Annotated in this window: 19 protein-coding genes, 1 tRNA gene and 1 pseudogene; 6 read left to right on the top strand and 15 right to left on the bottom strand. The window is 71.7% G+C overall.

Annotated elements, in window-relative coordinates:
- From KU893_RS08805 to KU893_RS08775, 7 genes are all read right to left on the bottom strand, one after another.
- The gene (locus tag KU893_RS08805) at positions 1-759 is read right to left on the bottom strand and encodes an amino acid ABC transporter ATP-binding protein (protein ID WP_218233966.1); all 759 of its coding nucleotides are present in this window, start codon (positions 757-759) and stop codon (positions 1-3) included.
- Between the two features lie 47 nt (positions 760-806).
- Positions 807-1,682, bottom strand: a complete 876-nt coding sequence (locus KU893_RS08800) for an amino acid ABC transporter permease (RefSeq protein ID WP_218233965.1) — start codon at positions 1,680-1,682, stop codon at positions 807-809.
- A gap of 11 nt (positions 1,683-1,693) precedes the next feature.
- Positions 1,694-2,623, bottom strand: coding sequence for a transporter substrate-binding domain-containing protein (locus tag KU893_RS08795; protein WP_218233964.1), 930 nt, complete (start codon positions 2,621-2,623; stop codon positions 1,694-1,696).
- A 140-nt stretch (positions 2,624-2,763) separates the two neighbouring features.
- Positions 2,764-3,096, bottom strand: a complete 333-nt coding sequence (locus tag KU893_RS08790; protein WP_218233963.1) for a hypothetical protein — start codon at positions 3,094-3,096, stop codon at positions 2,764-2,766.
- 5 nt (positions 3,097-3,101) lie between these two features.
- Complete coding sequence (locus KU893_RS08785; RefSeq protein WP_218233962.1) at positions 3,102-3,611, bottom strand: flavin reductase family protein; 510 nt, start codon at positions 3,609-3,611, stop codon at positions 3,102-3,104.
- On the bottom strand, positions 3,608-4,489 hold the full coding sequence (locus KU893_RS08780; RefSeq protein WP_218233961.1) for a PaaX family transcriptional regulator: 882 nt from the start codon (positions 4,487-4,489) through the stop codon (positions 3,608-3,610). The genes KU893_RS08785 and KU893_RS08780 overlap by 4 nt, the downstream gene beginning before the upstream one ends.
- A gap of 353 nt (positions 4,490-4,842) precedes the next feature.
- Positions 4,843-6,492 (bottom strand): AMP-binding protein, encoded by a 1,650-nt coding sequence (locus KU893_RS08775; protein ID WP_218233960.1) that lies wholly within the window; start codon positions 6,490-6,492, stop codon positions 4,843-4,845.
- Positions 6,493-6,877: 385 nt separating this feature from the next.
- Here KU893_RS08775 and KU893_RS08770 point away from each other — a divergent pair, with 385 nt between their 5' ends.
- The 6 genes and pseudogenes from KU893_RS08770 (at position 6,878) to KU893_RS08745 (ending at position 12,166) form a co-directional block, all read left to right on the top strand.
- Complete coding sequence (locus KU893_RS08770; RefSeq protein WP_218233959.1) at positions 6,878-7,732, top strand: tryptophan 2,3-dioxygenase; 855 nt, start codon at positions 6,878-6,880, stop codon at positions 7,730-7,732.
- Positions 7,725-8,729 (top strand): amidohydrolase family protein, encoded by a 1,005-nt coding sequence (locus KU893_RS08765; RefSeq protein WP_218233958.1) that lies wholly within the window; start codon positions 7,725-7,727, stop codon positions 8,727-8,729. Before KU893_RS08770 ends, KU893_RS08765 begins: the two co-directional genes overlap by 8 nt.
- Entirely contained in the window at positions 8,710-9,957 is a 1,248-nt protein-coding gene (gene kynU / locus KU893_RS08760; protein WP_218233957.1) for a kynureninase, read from the top strand. Before KU893_RS08765 ends, kynU begins: the two co-directional genes overlap by 20 nt.
- Positions 9,958-10,102: 145 nt before the next feature.
- Positions 10,103-10,954, top strand: coding sequence for a PaaX family transcriptional regulator (locus tag KU893_RS08755; RefSeq protein WP_218233956.1), 852 nt, complete (start codon positions 10,103-10,105; stop codon positions 10,952-10,954).
- A 194-nt stretch (positions 10,955-11,148) separates the two neighbouring features.
- Positions 11,149-11,493: pseudogene (locus KU893_RS23770) on the top strand (alcohol dehydrogenase catalytic domain-containing protein); the annotation flags it as partial.
- 106 nt (positions 11,494-11,599) lie between these two features.
- Entirely contained in the window at positions 11,600-12,166 is a 567-nt protein-coding gene (locus tag KU893_RS08745; protein ID WP_218233955.1) for a zinc-binding dehydrogenase, read from the top strand.
- A 412-nt stretch (positions 12,167-12,578) separates the two neighbouring features.
- Here KU893_RS08745 and KU893_RS08740 read toward each other — a convergent pair.
- The 8 genes from KU893_RS08740 to KU893_RS08705 form a co-directional block, all read right to left on the bottom strand.
- Positions 12,579-12,654 (bottom strand) — tRNA-Ala (locus KU893_RS08740).
- Positions 12,655-12,706: 52 nt separating this feature from the next.
- Entirely contained in the window at positions 12,707-12,994 is a 288-nt protein-coding gene (locus KU893_RS08735; protein ID WP_218233954.1) for a hypothetical protein, read from the bottom strand.
- A 41-nt stretch (positions 12,995-13,035) separates the two neighbouring features.
- Positions 13,036-13,962, bottom strand: a complete 927-nt coding sequence (sepX, locus tag KU893_RS08730) for a divisome protein SepX/GlpR (RefSeq protein ID WP_218233953.1) — start codon at positions 13,960-13,962, stop codon at positions 13,036-13,038.
- A gap of 122 nt (positions 13,963-14,084) precedes the next feature.
- A complete protein-coding gene (locus tag KU893_RS08725) occupies positions 14,085-14,714 on the bottom strand; it encodes a GNAT family N-acetyltransferase (RefSeq protein ID WP_218234087.1) in 630 nt (209 codons plus the stop codon).
- 20 nt (positions 14,715-14,734) lie between these two features.
- Complete coding sequence (locus tag KU893_RS08720; RefSeq protein ID WP_257440662.1) at positions 14,735-15,223, bottom strand: MogA/MoaB family molybdenum cofactor biosynthesis protein; 489 nt, start codon at positions 15,221-15,223, stop codon at positions 14,735-14,737.
- Entirely contained in the window at positions 15,220-15,699 is a 480-nt protein-coding gene (gene moaC / locus KU893_RS08715; protein WP_218233952.1) for a cyclic pyranopterin monophosphate synthase MoaC, read from the bottom strand. Before moaC ends, KU893_RS08720 begins: the two co-directional genes overlap by 4 nt.
- Positions 15,692-16,891, bottom strand: a complete 1,200-nt coding sequence (locus tag KU893_RS08710) for a molybdopterin molybdotransferase MoeA (RefSeq protein WP_218233951.1) — start codon at positions 16,889-16,891, stop codon at positions 15,692-15,694. Before KU893_RS08710 ends, moaC begins: the two co-directional genes overlap by 8 nt.
- Complete coding sequence (locus KU893_RS08705; RefSeq protein ID WP_218233950.1) at positions 16,884-18,281, bottom strand: UTP--glucose-1-phosphate uridylyltransferase; 1,398 nt, start codon at positions 18,279-18,281, stop codon at positions 16,884-16,886. Before KU893_RS08705 ends, KU893_RS08710 begins: the two co-directional genes overlap by 8 nt.
- Between the last annotated feature and the right edge of the window lie 8 nt (positions 18,282-18,289).

Below are 18,289 nucleotides of genomic sequence, written 5' to 3'. Positions count from 1 at the left end.
TCACCGCAGCACCGCCGAGAGGAAGCTGCGGGTGCGGTCGTGCTGGGGATCGTCGAGGACCTGTCCGGGCGGCCCCATCTCGACGATGACGCCCTGGTCCATGAACACGACACGATCGGCCACCTCGCGGGCGAATCCGATCTCGTGGGTCACCACCACCATCGTGATGCCACCGGTCCTGGCGAGATCCTGCATCACGGCGAGCACCTCGCCGACCAGCTCGGGATCGAGGGCCGAGGTCGGCTCGTCGAAGAGCATCACGTCCGGGCGCATCGCCATCGCCCGGGCGATGGCGACCCGCTGCTGCTGGCCCCCTGACAGCTTCGACGGATAGGAGCTCTCCTTGCCGGCGAGGCCGACCCGGCCGAGGAGCTCGGTCGCGTAGGCCCGGGCCTGTGCCGGCTTCTCCTTCTTGACCTTGATCGGCGCGAAGGCCACGTTCTCGAGGGCCGTCATGTGTGGGAACAGGTTGAAGTGCTGGAAGACCATCCCCACCTGCAGCCGCTGCTGGCAGGCCGCGGACTCTCGCAGCTCGTGGAGCCGGCCGGCTCTCTCCTCGTAGCCGATCAGGTGACCGTCGACGCGGATGGTGCCGGCCGAGATGTCCTCGAGGTGGTTGAGCGTGCGGAGCAGGGTGCTCTTGCCCGAGCCGGAGGGACCGATGATGCACACGTTCTCGCCCCGGGCGACGTCGAGGTCGATCCCGTGCAGGACCTCGACGGAGCCGTAGGCCTTCCGCACGCCCCGGATGGTGATCATCGCGCCGTCATCCGTCGAGGGCGCAGTGGTGGGATCGGGTGCGCGCCTCACTTCTCGGCCGCCTTTCGCTCGAGGAAGTACTGGCCGACCGAGAGCACCGCGATGACGGCCAGGTACCAGAGGGTGCCGACGATGAGCATCTCGATGGTGCGGAAGGTGACACCGGAGATGCCGAGAACGGCGGTCATCAGGTCACCGCCCGCGATGACCGAGACGATCGCCGAGGCCTTGAGCATCCCGATCAGCTCGTTGCCGAGCGGCGGGATGATGACCCTCAGCGCCTGCGGCAGCACGATGAACCGGAGGGTCCCGACCTGGGGCAGGCCGAGCGCCATGGCGGCCTCGTGCTGCCCGCGACCGACGGAGAGCAGGCCCGCGCGGACCACCTCTGCCATGTACCCCGATCCGGCCAGCGCCAGCGCCGTCACCGATGCCCAGAAGGGCGTGACCACCTCACTGACGGGCGCCGACCAGAGCTCCACCCCGGTCAGGGGGATCGCGAGCGTGAGGTCGTCGAAGAAGAGGCCCAGGTTGCCCACGAAGATCAGCAGCACGACGAGGGGGATGCCACGGAAGACGAAGACCCAGACCGCGGCAGCCCCCGAGACGATCCGGCTGGCCGAGGTTCGCATCACGCCCACGACGATGGCCAGGACGAGCCCGGCCACCATGCCGATTCCCGTCATGGCCAGCGTCAGACGAAGTCCCCGCAACACGTTGGCGTCGAAGAGATAGTCCCCGACGACGCCCCACTCGAGGTTGTCGTTGGTGGCGACTCCCTTGATGGCCCCGGCGAGGGTCACCAGGACGATGCCCGCACCGATCGCTCGTCCCCAGTGCCGAACGGGCACGACCTTCAACGGCGGGCCGGAAGCGGCTGGCGGCGCAGCCACGATCCTGCCGGCGACGGCTGGTTTGCTCATGGCCGTTGCCGCTACTTCTGGCCGACCGGCGTCGAGGTGATCGGGTTCGCAACGACCTCGTCGGCGGTGATGGCGGCGGGCGCCGAGTCGTTCGCTGCGAAGATCTCGTCGTAGCGACCGCTCTCGATCAGGTTGCGCAGGGCCACCACGAGGGCCTTGGTCAGCTCGGGCTTGTCCTTGCCGACGGCGATCCCGTTGTAGACGGGGGCGATCTCTTCCTCCGGGACCTCGACCGAGGTGAGGTCCGCGTCGGCCTCGGCGGCGACGACCTGACTGGCCGTCGTGTCCAGCCAGGCATCGATCGAACCGGACTTGACCGCGCTGATCGCCAGCGTGGCCCCCTGGAACTCCTTGATCTTGATGGGCTCGGAGGCGCACTTCTGCGCGCTCAGCTGCTTGAGCTGGGCGACGGTCTCCGAACCGACGGGGGCGCCGACGGTCGTGCCGCACATGTCCCCCACCGCGCTCACGCCGTCGGCGTCGTCGGCTGGCAGGAGCAGGGCCATCGTCGTCTTGTAGAACGGGACCATGTCGACGATGCTCTGCTCGCGCTCCTCGGTCACGTTGACCTGACCGAAGAGGGCGTCGACGACGCCGGACTGGACGCCCGGCAGCTGGGCCGGCCACTGCATGTTCTGCCAGGTCGCCTTCACCCCCAGCTCCTCTCCGAGCGCGGCGGCAAGATCGGGAGCCAGACCGACCGGCTTGGTCGTGTCGGAGGCGGTGACACTGATGATCGGCGGCGTCTCCCAGAGCGCGCCGAAGCTGACCTCGGCGGAGTCCTGGTTCGCCTTCGGCAGGGTCTTGAACAGGGCCGTGCCGCCGGTGCCGGCCTTCTCCTCGCCGTCGTCGGAGGAGGCGCCGCAGGCGGTGAGCGAGGCAGTGGCGGCGAGGGCGGCGACGAGGCCGATCGCCCGGAAGCGGTTCGTGAGACGAGTCATGGCTGGTTCTTTCTCGTGGGGCGCAGACAATCCCGCGCAGGAAGTGGACGTCCCGAGAAGATCGAGGATTCGGGTGGACGGGTCGATGGACGGGTCGATGGACGGGTCGATGGAAGGGAGGGGCGGTCGATGCGGTCGGGTCAGACCAGGACCAGGGCGCAGCCGGCCCGTTCGGCGGCAGCCTTCAGTCCGGTCGTGTCGGCGCGGTCAGCGCCGCAGAGCACCACGGTGTACTCATGGCCGAACCGGTCGAGGAAGTAGACGATCTCGTCGTCGGTGGTGTGCTCGGCCCCGGGACGAGGCGCGATCGTGGCGAGGCGGCGTTCGCGCTCCTCGCCGTGCTCCGCCAGCACCTGGGCGGCGGCGGCAGCGACGTCGGGGGGCACCTCCGGCAGCAGACAGATGCCCCGCCGATGGCCGGTGGGCCGATGGAGCATGCGCAGCTGGAGGTCCCCGGCGTCCGTCCTCGTCATTCCCATCAGCCCGACTCCTTCAGGCGGCGGAAGGTCGAGCCGTGGAAGACGAGGGGTTCGCCCGGGAGGTCGTCCGCGGTGTCGCCGTCGACGTCGAGCACCTTGAGCAGGACCATCGTGTGATCGCCCGCCGGGAACTCGTCGTGGATGCGACACCACAGCCGCAGCGGGGTGTCGGGGACGATCAGCGCCCCGGAGTCCATCCGCTGCAGCGGGTCGTTGACGAGGCGAGCCTCCTTCTCGCGTGAGGCCAGCTGGCGACAGAGGTCGCCGTGCTCGGCGCCCAGCACGCTGACACCCAACGAACCGGCGCGCTTCAACAGGGGCCATGTTCCCGATCCGTTCTGCACGGCGAAGGCGACCAGGGGCGGCTCGAGCGAGACTCCGACCGTGAAGGAGGACACCACCAGCACGTGGGGCGCGCCCTCCACCACGGCGGCGAGGACCGCGACGCCCGAGGGGAAGCGGGCGAAGGCCTCCCGGAGGCGGGCTTGTCCGAGCGCTGTTCCGGTCACGCTGACTCCTGGCCTCGGTGGTGGGCGGTCCGTGCGACGACGGGGCTGGCCACGACGGTGTGGATGTACTCCGCGGCGGGGACGCTGAGCGCGTCACGCAGCTCGAGGAAGGCGGGGATGCTCCGCCTGCCGGGCCAGTCGTCGGGGAGGAGCGACAGTGGCAACCCGGGGTCGACGTAGGGGATCGGCCGCCAGGCGTCGAGTGCGAGGACCCACCTCCGGAAGGCGTTCTGCGGACCTGGATCGGCTCGGTAGGCAGCGAGTGACGCACCGTGTGCCGCGAGGAAGTCCTCGTGACGCGCCGCGATGGCCGGCAGGTCCCACCACCGGGCGATGGCGTCGGCGGGAGCGGTCGCTCCCCGGATCTCCTGGACGACGAAGAAGGTGACCTGTCCGGTCAGCCCCAGGTCGGCGACGATCTGCTCCGCCTCGTCGATCAGGAAGCCGGGACCGATCCACAGCGCGCCCGCGACCGATCCACAGCCGATCCAGCTCAGTCGACGCTTGAGCTGGTGGCGCAGCTGCCGGTCGTCCTCGGGCACGGTGAAGGAGATGACGAACCAGTCCTGGTCGTCGTCCATGAACCGCGGCTGGTAGATGCGACGATCACCGCGTTCGAGCATGAGCCGTGCGGCATCGGTCAGCGAGTAGCCCGCGCTACCCGCACGCGTCTCGAGCACCACGATCCCCTTGGCCTTGAGGCGCGTCAGCGCGGTGCGGGTGCGTCCGGCCGGAACGCCGAGCTCTTCGAGCAGCGTGACGAACGCCGAGGAGGACAGCCAGCCACCCTCGGTCCGGACACTCGTCCCGATCACGGTGCGCAGCAGCGAGGTGGTGCTGCCGACCCGCGCATCGAGGTCGTCCATCACGCCGCTCATGAGCCCTCCGTCGACTTGGATCGCCTACGGCACAGACATTTCATAAGTGTGCCGTACGTCACGAGAATGAATGTAATCCGGATTCGTGACGTTCGTCAACGAAATGAAACGTCAGTTTTGTTAAGTCTGGTGACAGCCGCGTTACATCGCCCGACGACCGCAGGACAGCGCGCATGGGGAGTCGACCCAGCCTCGGGCTTCCGGCCCCCCGGGGCCGGTGCCACGGGCGGTGGCGAGGCCCGAGAGACCTCCCCGCAGGGGCAACGAGTCCGCGCCCTCAGTCCCCTGGGCGGACCGCTGGCGCCGCCGCGGCGCGACGGATCACGCCGGGCGACACCCCGCGTCGGCGACGCTCACACCACCTCGTCGGCGGCAGCCTCCCGCTCGACCTGCTGGCGCAGCGCGAAGTGCTGCAGCTTGCCACTGGCGTTGCGCGGCAGCGCATCGACGAAGCGCACGCGACGCGGATACTTGTACGGCGCGAGGGTCTGCTTGACGAAGTTCTGGATGTCGACGACAAGGTCGTCGGTGCCCTCGATGCCGGGACGCAGCACGACAGCGGCGAAGACGACGGAGCCACGCTCGGCGTCGGGCTGGGCGACGACCATCGACTCCAGCACGCTGGGGTGCTCGTCGATCGCTGCCTCGACCTCGGGCCCACCGATGTTGTAGCCCGACGACACGATCATGTTGTCGGTGCGGGCGGCGTAGTAGAAGTAGCCGTCCTCGTCGCGGGAGAAGGTGTCGCCCGTGACGTTCCAGCCGTCGACGACGTAGCTCTCCTGGCGCTCGTCGGCCAGGTAGCGGCAGCCGACCGGCCCCCGCACCGCCAGTCGGCCCTCGACACCGGGGCCCACCTCGGTGCCGTCCTCGGCGAGGATCGTGGCGCGATATCCGGGCACCGGACGCCCCGTGGAGCCCGGCTTGATGTCGTCTCCCGCGGCAGAGATGAAGATGTGCAGGAGCTCGGTTCCACCGATGCCGTCGATGATCGCGAGCCCGAGCTCGTCGTGGATGCGTTGCCAGGTCTGGGTCGAGATGTGCTCGCCGGCGCTGACCGCGGCCCGTAGGCCGGCGAGCCGGTCGATCCTGCCCGAGCGCAGGATCTGGTTGTACGCCGTGGGCGCGGTCGCCAGCACCGTGACACCGTGCGCCGCGACCAGCTCGGCCAGCTGGACCGGCGGCGCGGCCTCGGTCAGGAAGGCACACGCTCCGGCGCGGAGCGGGAAGACGACGAGCATCCCGAGCCCGAACGTGAAGGCGAAGGGCGCGGTGCAGGAGACCACGTCGTCGGGCTCCAGGGCCAGGACGTGCCGGCCGAAGGTGTTGTCGATCGACAAGATGTCGCGGTGGAAGTGGGTGCAGATCTTCGGCTCGCCCGTGCTGCCCGAGGTCGGGCAGAAGAGCGCGACGTCGTCGGCCGCGGTCGCGACGTTGTCGAAGGCACCGGACTTCGCGCCCGCGCGCGCCACCAGGTCGTCGGCGACCGGGGCGCCGATCGACAGGACCCGCATGTCGGGCGCCACGGTCGCGACGAGCTCGTCGACGTCCGCGCCGAAGCGATGGTCGACCAGGGCGAGCGTCGGCTTGGCCTTGACGACGATGGGCGTCAGCTCGCGTGCGCGCAGCGCGGGGAAGGTGACTGCGGCAACGCATCCCGCCTTGAGGATGCCCAGCCAGGCCGCGACCGTCCACGGGTTGTTGGGCGCGCGGAGCAGGACCCGGTTGCCGGGCACCAGCCCGAAGTCGTCGCGCAGCACGGCTGCGACCTGGTTGGCCCGGGTCAACAGCTCGGCATAGGTCCAGGTCTCGCCCTCCGGCGTGGTCAGCGCACGGCGCTCGGGCCAGCGCGCGGCGGGGATGTCGATGATCTCGGTGGCGGCATTGAGGCGGTCGGGATAGGCCAGGTCGCCGGTGGTGAACTCCAGGACCGGCCAGAGCTCGGCCGGCGGGAGGTTGTCCCGGGCGAAGGTGTCGACATGGCTGGACGGCGAAAGGGGCATGAGCTTCCTCCAGAGACGCGGGTCGTTCCCGCCCCGGACGACGGTGGCCAGGTGCGTACGGTCAGGGATGACGACGGTCGCCAGCCCGACCCCACGACCGAGGGTCGGCCGTGATCGCCTGCTGGACGTCGAGCCGCCGGCCGCCGAGCAGCTGCGGAGCTGCGACCGGCAGATCGGCGGCGGTATTCCATTCTTGTCACGTTCGTTCTGTGAATGTCAATAGATCTCCCGCGGCGACAGGCGCCCCGAGCGTCCGGTCGCGGCCGGGTCACACCCCCCGGCGAGACCCGGCGAAGTTTTCGCCGTCGGGCATTGCGCCGCTTCGGCGATCGTGAAACCATCACGATCGTTACGATCGTAACGACAGTGAAAGCGAGTGTGGCGGATGACGGCGTGCCCGGGCGAGCGAGCCCTCGAGGACGGGATTCGGACGGACTTCACCTCGGCGCTCGACTACGGGAGCTACCTGGGACTGGACCAGCTGCTGTCGGCCCAGCAGCCACTGAGCCAGCCGGAGCATCCCGACGAGCTGCTCTTCATCGTGCAGCACCAGACCACCGAGCTCTGGTTCAAGCTGGTCCTGCACGAGCTCGAGTCGGTGCGCCGCTACCTCGCGGCCGACCAGCCCAGCCGCGCACGCAAGGCCCTGGCTCGGGTCAAGCACGTGTTCCGCACCCTCTCCGAGCAGTGGTCGGTGCTGGCGACGCTGACGCCGTCGGAGTACGGCGAGTTCCGCGGCTTCCTCGGCTCCTCGTCGGGATTCCAGTCGCACCAGTACCGCTCGGTGGAGTTCATCCTCGGCAACAAGAACGCAGCGATGTTGCCGGTCTTCGATGCCAAGCCCGAGGTCCGGGCCGGCCTGGCCGCACTCCTCGACAGCCCCACCCTGTACGACGAGTTCCTCCGCCACCTCGCCCGGCAGGGGCATGATGTCCCTGCCGGCGTGCTGGACCGGGACGTCCGCGCCGCGTGGGTCGAGGAACCGGACCTGGTCCCCGTGTTCGCCGCCATCTACCGCGACCCGGAGCTCCACTGGGCGGCGTACGCGATCTGCGAGGACCTCGTGGACCTCGAGGACGCCTTCCAGCTGTGGAGGTTCCGCCACCTGCGCACCGTGCAGCGCACCATCGGCTTCAAGGTCGGCACCGGCGGCAGCTCCGGGGTCGACTTCCTCAAGCGCGCCCTCGACCTGACCTTCTTCCCCGAGCTCATCACCGTGCGGACCGGGCTCGGTGCCTGAGCACGCCGTCGCGGACTACTGGGACGGGCGGCGGCACGGTCCGTCCCTGATCCGGGCCGACCAGGGCAGGGTGGTCCGGGTCGGGCCCGTGCCCGCGGGAGTCCTCCCCCGGCCGGTCACGGTCCTCCCGGGACTGGTCGACCACCACGTGCACCTCGGCCTGGTCGACCACACCGGACTCGCCGACTCGCCTCTGGTGGAGGTCCACGACCTCGGCTGGGATCCCCGCCAGGCTCTCGCCTGGCGCCGGAACCCGCCCCGCGGCCTCGAGGTCAACGTGGCCGGGCCGTTCCACACCGCCCCCGGTGGCTATCCGCTCGGCCGGCCCTGGGCCCCCGACGCCGCGGTGCGGGTCGTGGACTCCGCCGCAGCCGCGGCCCGTGCCGTCGCCGAGGCGGTGGCCGCCGGCTACGACCTGCTCAAGATCGCCCTGCACGCCGGGATGGGTCTGCTCAGCGACGAGGTCCTCGCCGAGCTCGTGACCTCCAGTCACGCGGCGGGGCTCCCGGTCGGGGTCCATGCCGGGGGCGAGGGCCAGGCCGCCCGCGCCATCGAGGCGGGCGCCGATCTGCTCGTCCACGCCCCCTGGACCGAGCGGCTCACGGATGACCTCCTGGTCAGCGCCCGGGCGATGACCTGGTGCTCGACGCTCGCCATCCACGACGCCGCGGGACGTGCGTGCGCCATCGACAACGTCCGCCGCTTCCGCGAGGCGGGCGGCCGGGTCGTCTACGGCACCGACGCGGGCAACGGCCCCGCGCCCCTGGGAGTCAACCCCGCCGAGATCCGCCTGCTGGGGGAGGCAGGCCTGCACGGGGACGACCTGCTCGCCGCGCTGACCGGCGCCACCGAGCCCGGGCCGGCATCGGACACCCGGTTGCTGGTCTCCCCGCACCCCCTGCCAGCCACGGCCGAGCAGGTCGTCGCCTGGCTCGCCGACTGCCGGCGCCTCGCCGGCACCCCTCTCGAGGAGAACGATGTCGATCAACGTCCGTGAGATCCCTGCCCACCTCGTCGACGAGGCCCACGCGCTCGACCGGAGCGACCCGCTCGCCGCCCACCGCGACGCCTTCCACCTGCCGGACACGGTCACGGCGTACCTCGACGGGAACTCGCTGGGCCGGCCCCTGAAGCGCACCCGCGACCGGATCGGCGACTTCGTCGGCGAGGAGTGGGGCGAACGACTCATCCGATCGTGGGACGAGCGGTGGATGGAGCGTCCGTTGGTCCTCGGCGACCAGCTCGGCCGCGTCGCGCTCGGAGCGGGCGCCGGACAGACCGTCGTCGCGGACTCGACCACCGTGATGCTCTACAAGCTCCTCCGTGCTGCCGTCGACGCCTCACCGGGCCGCACGGAGATCGTGGCGGACACCGAGAACTTCCCCACGGATCGGTTCATCGTGGACGCGGTGGCCCGCGAGCGCGGCCTGACGGTGCAGTGGATCTCTCCCGACCCGTCCGGTGGCGTCACGCTCGAGGAGGTGCGCAGGACCGTCTCGGAGCAGACCGCCGTACTTCTGCTGAGCCATGTCGCCTACAAGTCGGCGTACATCGCGGACCTGCCGGCCATCACCGCGCAGGCCCATCGGGTCGGCGCCCTCGTCCTGTGGGACCTGTGCCACTCGGCCGGGGTGCTGGAGCTCGCCCTCGACGCCGACGACGTGGACCTCGCCGTCGGCTGCTCCTACAAGTACCTCAACGGCGGTCCCGGCGCCCCGGCGTTCGGCTACGTCGCCGCGCGCCTGCAGGACCGGCTGACCCAGCCGATCGCCGGATGGATGGGGCATGCCGACCCGTTCGCGATGGGCGGGAGCTACCGCCCCGCGCAGGGAATGCGCCGGTTCATCAGCGGCACTCCGCCGATCCTGGCGATGGTGCCGCTGCAGGACATGCTCGATCTCATCGAGGTGGCGGGCCTGCCCGCCATCCGCGCCAAGTCCGTCCTGCTCGCCGACTTCACCGTCGCGGTCGCCCAGGAGCTGCTGGCGCCGCTCGGTGTCGTGGTCGCCTCGCCCGCCGACCGCGAGCGCCGCGGCAGCCACGTCATGCTCGAGCACGCGGACATGCGCGACGTGGTCGCCGGGCTCTGGCAGCGTGGTGTCATCCCCGACTTCCGCCCTCCCCGGGGACTGCGGGTCGGGCTCTCCCCCCTGAGCACCAGCTTCACCGAGGTCCTCACCGCCCTCGCCCACGTCCGGGAGCTGTTGGCGCACTCCCCCGCCTGAGCTTCCCGCACCACCTCGCCGACCGGCCGGGCGGCGGTCACGGCACTCGCTCGGGTCGGCCTAGGATCCGAAGCGGACAGCAGCGAGCAGGGCCGGACGGCAACCCTCCGTGGCACGGGCAAGGAGAGGACGGTTGGATCGAGGCGTGCATGAGTTTGTCGACGAGTTCGACGCGCGACCGGGCAGCGCGACCTCACTCCTCCGTACCGTCCTCGGCGTCTCGACCGCCATCGGGGAGACGTGGTTGACCTCGGGTTCCCTGGTCTCCTTGATGGAGGCGGTGGACGTGAGCGGCGCCCGCACCCGCACCGCGCTGACCCGCCTCAAGGCGAAGGGGGTCGTCGCGACCGACGTCCGCGACGGAGCATCGGGCTACGTGCTCACCCCGCGGGCCGAACAGCTGATCGAGCGCGACAGCCAGCGGATCGTGGCACCACGCTTCATGACCGCCGACTCGCCCTGGTGCGTCGTCTCCTTCTCCATCCCCGAGGAACAGCGGGACCTGCGCCACCAGCTGCGGCGCCGACTCACCTGGGTGGGGTGCGGCTCCGTGGCTGCCGCGCTCCTCATCGCGCCGGGCTTCATGGTCGACGAGATCGAGCAGATCGTCGCCGACCTCGACGTCGCCGATCGGGTGACCCTGTTCATGGTCGACTCGATCCGGGGCGCGACCGAGCCCGCGGTCGCCGTACAGCGTTGGTGGGACCTGGAGTCGGTATGGGCGCTCCACGACGAGTTCCGGCAGCGGGTGGCCCCCGACGTCGAGGCCTTCCGGGCCAGCGGTGAACCCCGCGCGGCGTTCCGGACCTGGGTCCGAGCACTGGATGCCTGGCGCCCGATCACCTACGTGGACCCGGCACTTCCCGCCGAGTTCCTGCCGACGGACTGGCCGGGCAACGAGACGATCCCCCTGTTCCTCGAGCTGCAGGACCTGGTGCGCGAGCCCGCGGCGGCGTACGTCGCCGCTGTCGTGGGCGACCGCGGGCCGATCCGCTAGGTCCCGCCGCCCGGAGTGCCGGCGGCCCCGTGAACCTGCCAGAGAGACCCCCGTCCCGGGACCTAAGCCCCTCCCGGCGCCTCCGTCCGGACGGTGGAGTGGGAAGCCGTACGGCCCGGCCGCGCGAGGGTGCACTTCCTCAGCCGCGTCGGCGCCTGCCACCCACCCGCCGAGCGCACCCCAGGAGAACAGCCATGAAAGCAGCAGTCGTGACCAGCTTCGACGCCCCGCTCGTCATCGAGGAGCGCCCCCTGCCCGAGCCGGGCACCGGGCAGGTCGTCGTACGGATGCAGGCGTGCGGCTTGTGCCACACCGACATCCACGCCGCCCACGGCGACTGGCCCGTCAAGCCGACTCCGCCCTTCGTCCCCGGCCACGAGGGCGTCGGCGTCGTCACCGCCATCGGTCCCGGCGTCACCGAGCGTTCCGTCGGGGACCGGGTCGCGATCGCGTGGCTGGGCCGCGCCTGCGGGCACTGCGACCACTGCATCAGCGGCTGGGAGACGCTCTGCGAGGAGCAGCAGAACAGCGGCTACTCCGTCGACGGCGCGTTCGCCGAGTACGCCGTCGCCGACGCGGCCTACGTCGTACCGGTCCCCGCCGAGGTCAGCTCCTTCGACGCCGCTCCCCCTGACCTGCGCCGGCGTGACGACCTACAAGGCGATCAAGGTCGCCGACGTCGTCCCGGGCGAGCGCGTCGCGGTCTTCGGCATCGGCGGTCTCGGCCACCTCGCGGTGCAGTACGCCCGGCTCGTCGGCGCGGAGGTGATCGCCGTCGACCTCACCGAGGAGAAGCTGGAGCTGGCCCGCGAGCTGGGCGCCGACCACACCGTCAACGCCGCCACCACCGACCCGGTCCAGGCGATCGCCGACCTCGGCGGCGCCGACGTCGCCGTCGCCCTGGCGGTCACCCCGAAGGCGTTCGAGCAGGCCTTCGCCGCCCTGCGCCGCGGCGGCCGGCTGGTGTGCGTGGCGCTGCCCCCCGAGGGTGACGGACCGATGCACCTGCCGATCTTCGAGACCGTCCTCAAGGGCATCTCGGTGATCGGGTCGATCGTCGGCACCCGCCAGGACCTCGCGGAGGTGTTCCGGCTGCACGCGCTGGGCCGCACCCGGGTCATCGCGGAGTCCCGCAGGCTGGACCAGGTCAACGAGGCCATCGACGACGTCCTGAACGCCCGTACCGCAGCGCGGCTGGTCTTCGACTTCTGAGTGTGGTCGAGCGCAGCGCGGATGATCTGCTCACGGTCGACGCCTCGCACCGTCAACGGCACCGCGGCAGCGCCCGCTGACACGGTCCGCGCGTCACAGAACGAACTCGGACCCCGGGGACGCCAGTGACCAGCTCGCCAGCAGCGCGAGGCCCCGGCTGGACGGGGAGCTCGGCTCCGTGGTTCGCTGCCCGGGTCCGCGAGCGGCTGTTTCGCGAGCTCGAGGGCAAGAACGTCGTGGGCGCGGGCGCGCACTTCCCGCAGCTGCGGTTCGGACCCGTCCTGGCAGACGAGCTTCGGCGCTGGGTGGGGTGAGCGAGACGGCCCGGCGGCGCTTCGTGGAGGTCCCAGAGCCGGACGCCCGAGAACGCGAGAACCGGCAGGTCAGAGGCGACCTGCCGGTTCTTGCTTGCTGGTGGAGGTGAGGGGATTCGAACCCCTGACCTTCTCATTGCGAACGAGACGCGCTACCAACTGCGCCACACCCCCAAGCGAGGAGAAACGGTAGCACCCGGGTCGCGCCGTCTCCGAATCGGGATGGTCAGTTGCGGTCCTCGTCGGCGTTGCCGGCCGGACGCGGCTGGTCGTCGCCGTGCGGACCGCGGTCGACGTTCGAGCTGCCCCGCGGCTTCGGCGGGTCCTCGAAGGTCGTCGACTGGCCGCGGGCCGATCCTCCCGAGAACGCGCTGTCGTCGATGACCTCCTCAGGGTCGGCGCCCTGGGTGTCGGGAGAGACCGCGGTCGCGGAGTCGGCGTACTTCTTCTCCTGCTCGCGGGTCTGCTGGGCCGCCTGGCGGTCGGCGGCGGTGCCCTCGTCGTCGTGGGTCATGGCCGGGCGTTACCCGCGGCCCAGCCCCGCATCCGGGACGGTCAGGAGCCGGTCGCGCGGCGCTGCTCGGCGTCGGCCGCGGCGGCGTCCGCCTGGGCTCGCTGGGCGTCGGCCTCACGGGCCAGCTGGGAATCGGCCTCGTTGCGGCCGGAGCTCCACACGCCCGTCGAGTCGAGGTCGATGGTGCGGACGGTGCGGCCGGCGGGCGCCTTGGCGACGTACGTCGGCAGCGGCACGGGGACCGGGGTCCAGCCGTCGACCACGGGAGTGGCAGGGGCGGCCTCGGCGGGCTCGTCGAGGACCTCGGCGGTGACGACAGCGATCTCGTCGGTGTCGTCGCGCACCTCGTCGGCGTCGTCGGTGTCCTTCGACGCGTCCTCGTCGGCGATGACCTCGTCGGCGAGGGTGGTGCGGCGCTTGCGGACCGGCGTGGCGCGGGCGGCACGCTCTCGCTTGACCATGAGCCGGCAGGCGACGAGCCAGGCGGCCATCAAGGTGACGGGGGCGGCGAGCCAGACCCAGTCGACGACCTTGCCGATCGCGAGCGCGGCGACGAGCACGATCGCCAGCAGCAGCAGGTTGAAGACCCGGCGGCGACGAGCGGCGGCGCGGCGGGCGGCCGCGGACTGCCGGAGCCGGCGCTGGGCGGTCGACTCCGCGGCAGGAACCTCGACAGGAACCTCGACGGGAGCGTCGGCAGAACGGGCAGCGCGCGGCGCAGGGGTGGGCGCCGCGGGCTCCTCGTCCCGCGTCTCGTCCCGCGACTCCTGGACCGGTCGACCGGCGGCGACCAGCTCGGCCTCGGTGGACGACACCGCCTCGCGCCGGGCGAGCACCCGCAGCCGGTCGGAGAATCCCTCGACCGAGCGGCTGGAGGCGTCCTCCTCGTGGCGGCGCAGCGCCATCGGCACGAGGTAGACCGCCCACGCCACGACCACGGCGACGAAGATCAGCGAGCTCAGGTCCACACCGAGAGGTTAGGAGGGCTACCTCACTGCGGGGTGCATGTCCATCGGTGTGTCACAGATTGATTCGTGTGACGCATGTGATTTGACCACTCCCCCGACGGTCATCCTGCGCGACAGGTCCCTCAGAAGCGCTCGGACTCGGGCCGGTCGAGCCGCACGAGGACGCCGCGAGGCGCCTCCTCCCGGGTGACCGCGAAGATCCGGTGGTCGCGCCACTCGCCGTCGATGTGCAGGAAGTACGGCGCGTAGCCGATCTCGCGGATGCCGAGCTTCTCCACGACCCGCAGGGAGTTGGAGTTCTCCGGGCGGATGCAGATCTCGATCCGGTGCAGGCCGCCGAGGAAGAAGCAGTGGTCGATCACCATCGCGACGGCGCGTGGGACGACGCCGCGGCCGGCGAACTCCTGGTCGATCCAGTACCCGACGGACGCGAACTGCGCCGAGCCGCGCACGATGTTGTTGACGCTGACCTGGCCAGCGAAGACGCCGTCCACCTCGATCACGAACGGGTACGTCGTCCCGCGGCGGGCCGCCCTGCGCAGCCGCTTCACCAGCGCGCGGAACGAGGTCGGCCGGGCGTCGGAGCCGGGCGGGGCGGTGGCGTCCCAGGGGCCGAGCCACGTGGCGTTGCGGCGACGCGCGGAGCGCCAGGCGCGGGCGTCGGACCGCGCGATGGGCCGCAGCCGGACGACCGGGTCGGTGCCGGAGATCAGCTCGTTGGGCCACGCGCGCCCGGGGACGCCGACGATCATCCGCTCACGAGGCGCGTCGCTCAATGGTCGCTCCCGACGATCTGCTCGACGGCGTGGGTCAGGACCTGCTCGAGGACGGCGAGCGCGTCCTTCACGCCGCCGCGCGATCCGGGCAGGTTGACGACGAGCGCCGAGCCGGCGACCCCGGCCAGGCCACGGGACAGGACCGCGGTGGGGACGCCCTTCGCCACGCCCGCGGCGCGGATCGCCTCGGCCAGGCCGGGGACCTCACGGTCGAGCAGCGGCCGGGTCACCTCGGGGGTGCGGTCGGTCGGGGTCAGTCCCGTGCCGCCGGTGGTGAGCACGACCCGAGCGCCGCCCGCCACGGCCGCCGCGATCGCCTCACCCACGGGCTCGCCGTCGGGCCGCACGACCGGGTCGCCGACGTCGAAGCCCCACGAACGCAGGGCCTCGACGAGGAGCGGACCGGTCGTGTCGTCGTACACCCCGGCGGCGGCGCGGTTGGACGCCACCACCACCACGGCAGGCAGGCCGGCGGGAGCGGTCACCGCGACCAGTCCCCCGACTTGCCGCCGGTCTTGGTCTCGACCCGGACGTCGGTGATGACCGCCGCCTTGTCGACGGCCTTGACCATGTCGACGACGGTGAGCGCGGCCACCGAGACGGCGGTCAGCGCCTCCATCTCGACGCCGGTGCGGTCGGTCGTTCGCACGGTCGCGGCGATCTCGACGGCGTCGTCGGCGACGGTGAGGTCGACCGTGACGCCGGAGATCGACAGCGGGTGGCACAGCGGGACCAGCGCGGGCGTCTGCTTGGCGCCCATGATCCCGGCGATCCGGGCCACGGCGAGCGCGTCGCCCTTCGGCACTCCCTCGCCGCGCAGCAGGCCGATCACCTCGGGCGAGACGAGCACCCGGCCGGACGCCGTCGCCACCCGGTGGGTGACGTCCTTGGCCGACACGTCGACCATCCGCGCCGCACCGGAGGCGTCGACGTGGGTCAGTCGTGCCTGCTCGTCAGCCATCGAGGCCCTCCTGGGATCGGGGATGCAGGGCAAGCACCTCGACGGGCGTGCCCTCGGGCACCAGCCTCCCCGAGGGCGGTACGACGAGCAACGCGTCGGCCGCGGCGAGCAGCCGTTGCGAGTGGCCGGCGTGACCGGGCAGGGGCCGGATCGCACCCGCCTCGTCGACGACTCCGGGGAGGAGGACGGTCCGGTCGCCGGCGGTCACCGGCGCGGCCAGCGGCGCGGTCACCGGCCGCCAGGGCGTGCCGGCGAGCGCGTGGAGCAACGGGACGACGTACAGCAGGAAGGAGGCGTAGGCGGCGATCGGGGTGCCCGGCAGGGTGACGACCGGGACCCGGCGGCCGTCGGAGGAGTCGACCACCCCACAGCCCTGGGGGCGACCGGGCTTCATCGCGATCGGGCCGAACCAGAAGCCGGGGTCGTCGCGCAGGGCGGCCTTCACGACGTCGTGGTCGCCGGCGGAGATGCCGCCGGTGGTGACGACCAGGTCGGTGGTGTCGACCGCTGCGGCGAGGAGGGCGCGGAAGCCGGCGAGGTCGTCGGGGGCGGGCCCGAAGGCAGCGGCGTCGGCACCGGCAGCGCGGCCCGCGGCCAGCAGGGTCGGCGAGTTGCTGTCGGGCACGTGGCCCGCGACCAGCTCCGCACCGGTGGACAGCACGGCGAGCCGGGGACGCGGCCGGACCGCGACCGCTGTGGCGCCCACGGAGGTGAGTAGCCCGAGCTGGGCGGGGCCGAGGCGCACCCCGGCGGCGAGGGCGGCCTCGCCGGCGCGGACGTCCTCGCCCTCGAACCGGATGTGCCGCCCGGCGTCGGCGCGCTGCACGATCTCGACCGGGTCGGTGCCGGTCGTCCACTCGAACGGGACGACCAGGTCGGCCCCGGGCGGGACGGGCGCGCCGGTCATGATCCGGACCGCCGTACCGGGGACCAGCGGGGTGACCGGGTCGCCGGCCGCGACCGCGCCGGACACGGGCAGCGCCACCGGCACCGACGCGACGTCGGCGGCACGGACCGCGAACCCGTCCATCGCGGCGTGGTCGAACGGCGGCACGGACAGCGTCGCCGCGACGTCGGCGGCCAGGACCCGGCCCAGTGCCTCGGCGAGCGGCACGACCTCCGGGTCCAGCGCCGTGACGCCCTCGAGCAGCCGCGCGCGGTGCTCGTCGACCGCGCAGGCGGGGTCAGTCATCCGACCCCGAGAGCACCTCGCCGGCGGGGACCCGCTGGGCGCCCTTGGCGTCGAGCTCGACCGAGCCGACGACCTGCACGCCGTGGCCGAAGGTCCAGTCGCCCTCCACCTTGAGCGCCGTGGCCTTGGCCAGGGAGGGCGCGCCCTCGGGGAACCGCTTGTCGAACTCGCCGACGACCTTGTAGTGGTCGGCGTCGAGGTCGACGTACGGGACGTCGGTGGCGACCTGCGTGAGCGCGAAGTCGGCGCCGATCTCGTAGACGTCGGAGCGCAGCACGAGCAGGTCGTTGGTGGTCTTGACCGGGATGAACCGGTCGCGGCCGACCTCGATCAGCCGGGCACCGTCGAAGACCTCGATCGCCGCGCCCATCGCGGTCTCGATCTGGACCACCTCGGGCGAGGCCGGGTCGGCCGGGTCGACGTGCTTGAGGTTGCGGATCAGCGGCAGGCCGAGGATCCCCTCACGCCCGTCGAGCACGGTCTTCATGGCGCGCAGGTCGAACCACAGGTTGTTGGTCGAGGTGAACCGGTGCCGGTCGAGGTCGGCCAGCGCCTCCCGGTCCTCGGGCAGCGTCTGCGCCGTCTCGCGCAGCACGATCCGGCCGTCGGCCTTGCGACGCGCGAAGTGGCCGCCCTTGCGGTCCGAGGCGGTACGACGGACCGCCTCGATCGCGAACGGCGCCCCCGTCGACGCGAACCAGCCCGCGACCCGCGGGTCCGGCACGGCACCGAGGTTGTCGGAGTTGGAGACGAAGACGTAGCGGTAGCCCAGCTCGATCATCCGGTCGAGCAGGCCGGTGCCGCGCAGCGCGGTGTAGAGGTCGCCGTGGCCGGGCGGACACCACTCGAGGTCGGGGTCCTTCGGCCAGCTGGCCGGCGTCAGGTCGGCGGTGAGGAGCTTCGGCTCCTTGTTCTGCAGGAACTCCAGGGGCAGCCCGTCGACCGCGAGGTCCTCGTAGCGGCCCAGGGCGTGCAGCGTGTCGGCGGAGGTGCGGAACGAGTTCATGAACAGCAGCGGCAACCGGACGTCGTACTGCTGGCGCAGGTGCAGCGCCTGACGGGCGATGATGTCGAGGAAGGACAGGCCGCGCCGCACGCACAGCAGCGACTTCGCGCGCTCCATGCCCATCGAGGTGCCGAGCCCGCCGTTGAGCTTGATCGCCACCGTCTTGCCGATCGCGTCGGCGGCCACGTCGTCGGGGACCTCGACGTCGGCGAGGCTCTCCATGTCGACCGGCTCGATGGTCGACTCGGGGATCATGCCGGTCTCGCCGTGCTCGAGCAGGCGGTAGTAGTGCGCGAACGTCTCGATCGCAACGGGGTCGACCCCGGCGTCGAGCATCTTCGCCCGCGCCTTCTCGAGACCGCCGCTGCGGCCGCTGATACCCATACCGCCGA

This window comes from Nocardioides daeguensis, from assembly GCF_019192965.1.
In the GTDB taxonomy this organism is placed as follows: Bacteria; Actinomycetota; Actinomycetes; order Propionibacteriales; family Nocardioidaceae; genus Nocardioides; species Nocardioides daeguensis.
The sequence above is the reverse complement of the archived record's forward strand: the minus strand, read 5'-3'. Positions and strand labels throughout refer to the sequence as shown.

Coding starts and splice junctions, on each gene's coding strand:
- KU893_RS08790 (WP_218233963.1), bottom strand. CDS start 3,096: ATGACGAGGACGGACGCCGGGGACCTCCAGCTGCGCATGCTCCATCGG.
- moaC (WP_218233952.1), bottom strand. CDS start 15,699: ATGGCTGACGAGCAGGCACGACTGACCCACGTCGACGCCTCCGGTGCG.
- KU893_RS08725 (WP_218234087.1), bottom strand. CDS start 14,714: ATGATCGTCGGCGTCCCCGGGCGCGCGTGGCCCAACGAGCTGATCTCC.
- KU893_RS08710 (WP_218233951.1), bottom strand. CDS start 16,891: ATGACTGACCCCGCCTGCGCGGTCGACGAGCACCGCGCGCGGCTGCTC.
- KU893_RS08800 (WP_218233965.1), bottom strand. CDS start 1,682: ATGAGCAAACCAGCCGTCGCCGGCAGGATCGTGGCTGCGCCGCCAGCC.
- kynU (WP_218233957.1), top strand. CDS start 8,710: ATGTCGATCAACGTCCGTGAGATCCCTGCCCACCTCGTCGACGAGGCC.
- KU893_RS08805 (WP_218233966.1), bottom strand. CDS start 759: ATGATCACCATCCGGGGCGTGCGGAAGGCCTACGGCTCCGTCGAGGTC.
- KU893_RS08770 (WP_218233959.1), top strand. CDS start 6,878: ATGACGGCGTGCCCGGGCGAGCGAGCCCTCGAGGACGGGATTCGGACG.
- KU893_RS08775 (WP_218233960.1), bottom strand. CDS start 6,492: ATGCCCCTTTCGCCGTCCAGCCATGTCGACACCTTCGCCCGGGACAAC.
- KU893_RS08735 (WP_218233954.1), bottom strand. CDS start 12,994: ATGACCCACGACGACGAGGGCACCGCCGCCGACCGCCAGGCGGCCCAG.
- KU893_RS08795 (WP_218233964.1), bottom strand. CDS start 2,623: ATGACTCGTCTCACGAACCGCTTCCGGGCGATCGGCCTCGTCGCCGCC.
- KU893_RS08705 (WP_218233950.1), bottom strand. CDS start 18,281: ATGGGTATCAGCGGCCGCAGCGGCGGTCTCGAGAAGGCGCGGGCGAAG.
- KU893_RS08780 (WP_218233961.1), bottom strand. CDS start 4,489: ATGAGCGGCGTGATGGACGACCTCGATGCGCGGGTCGGCAGCACCACC.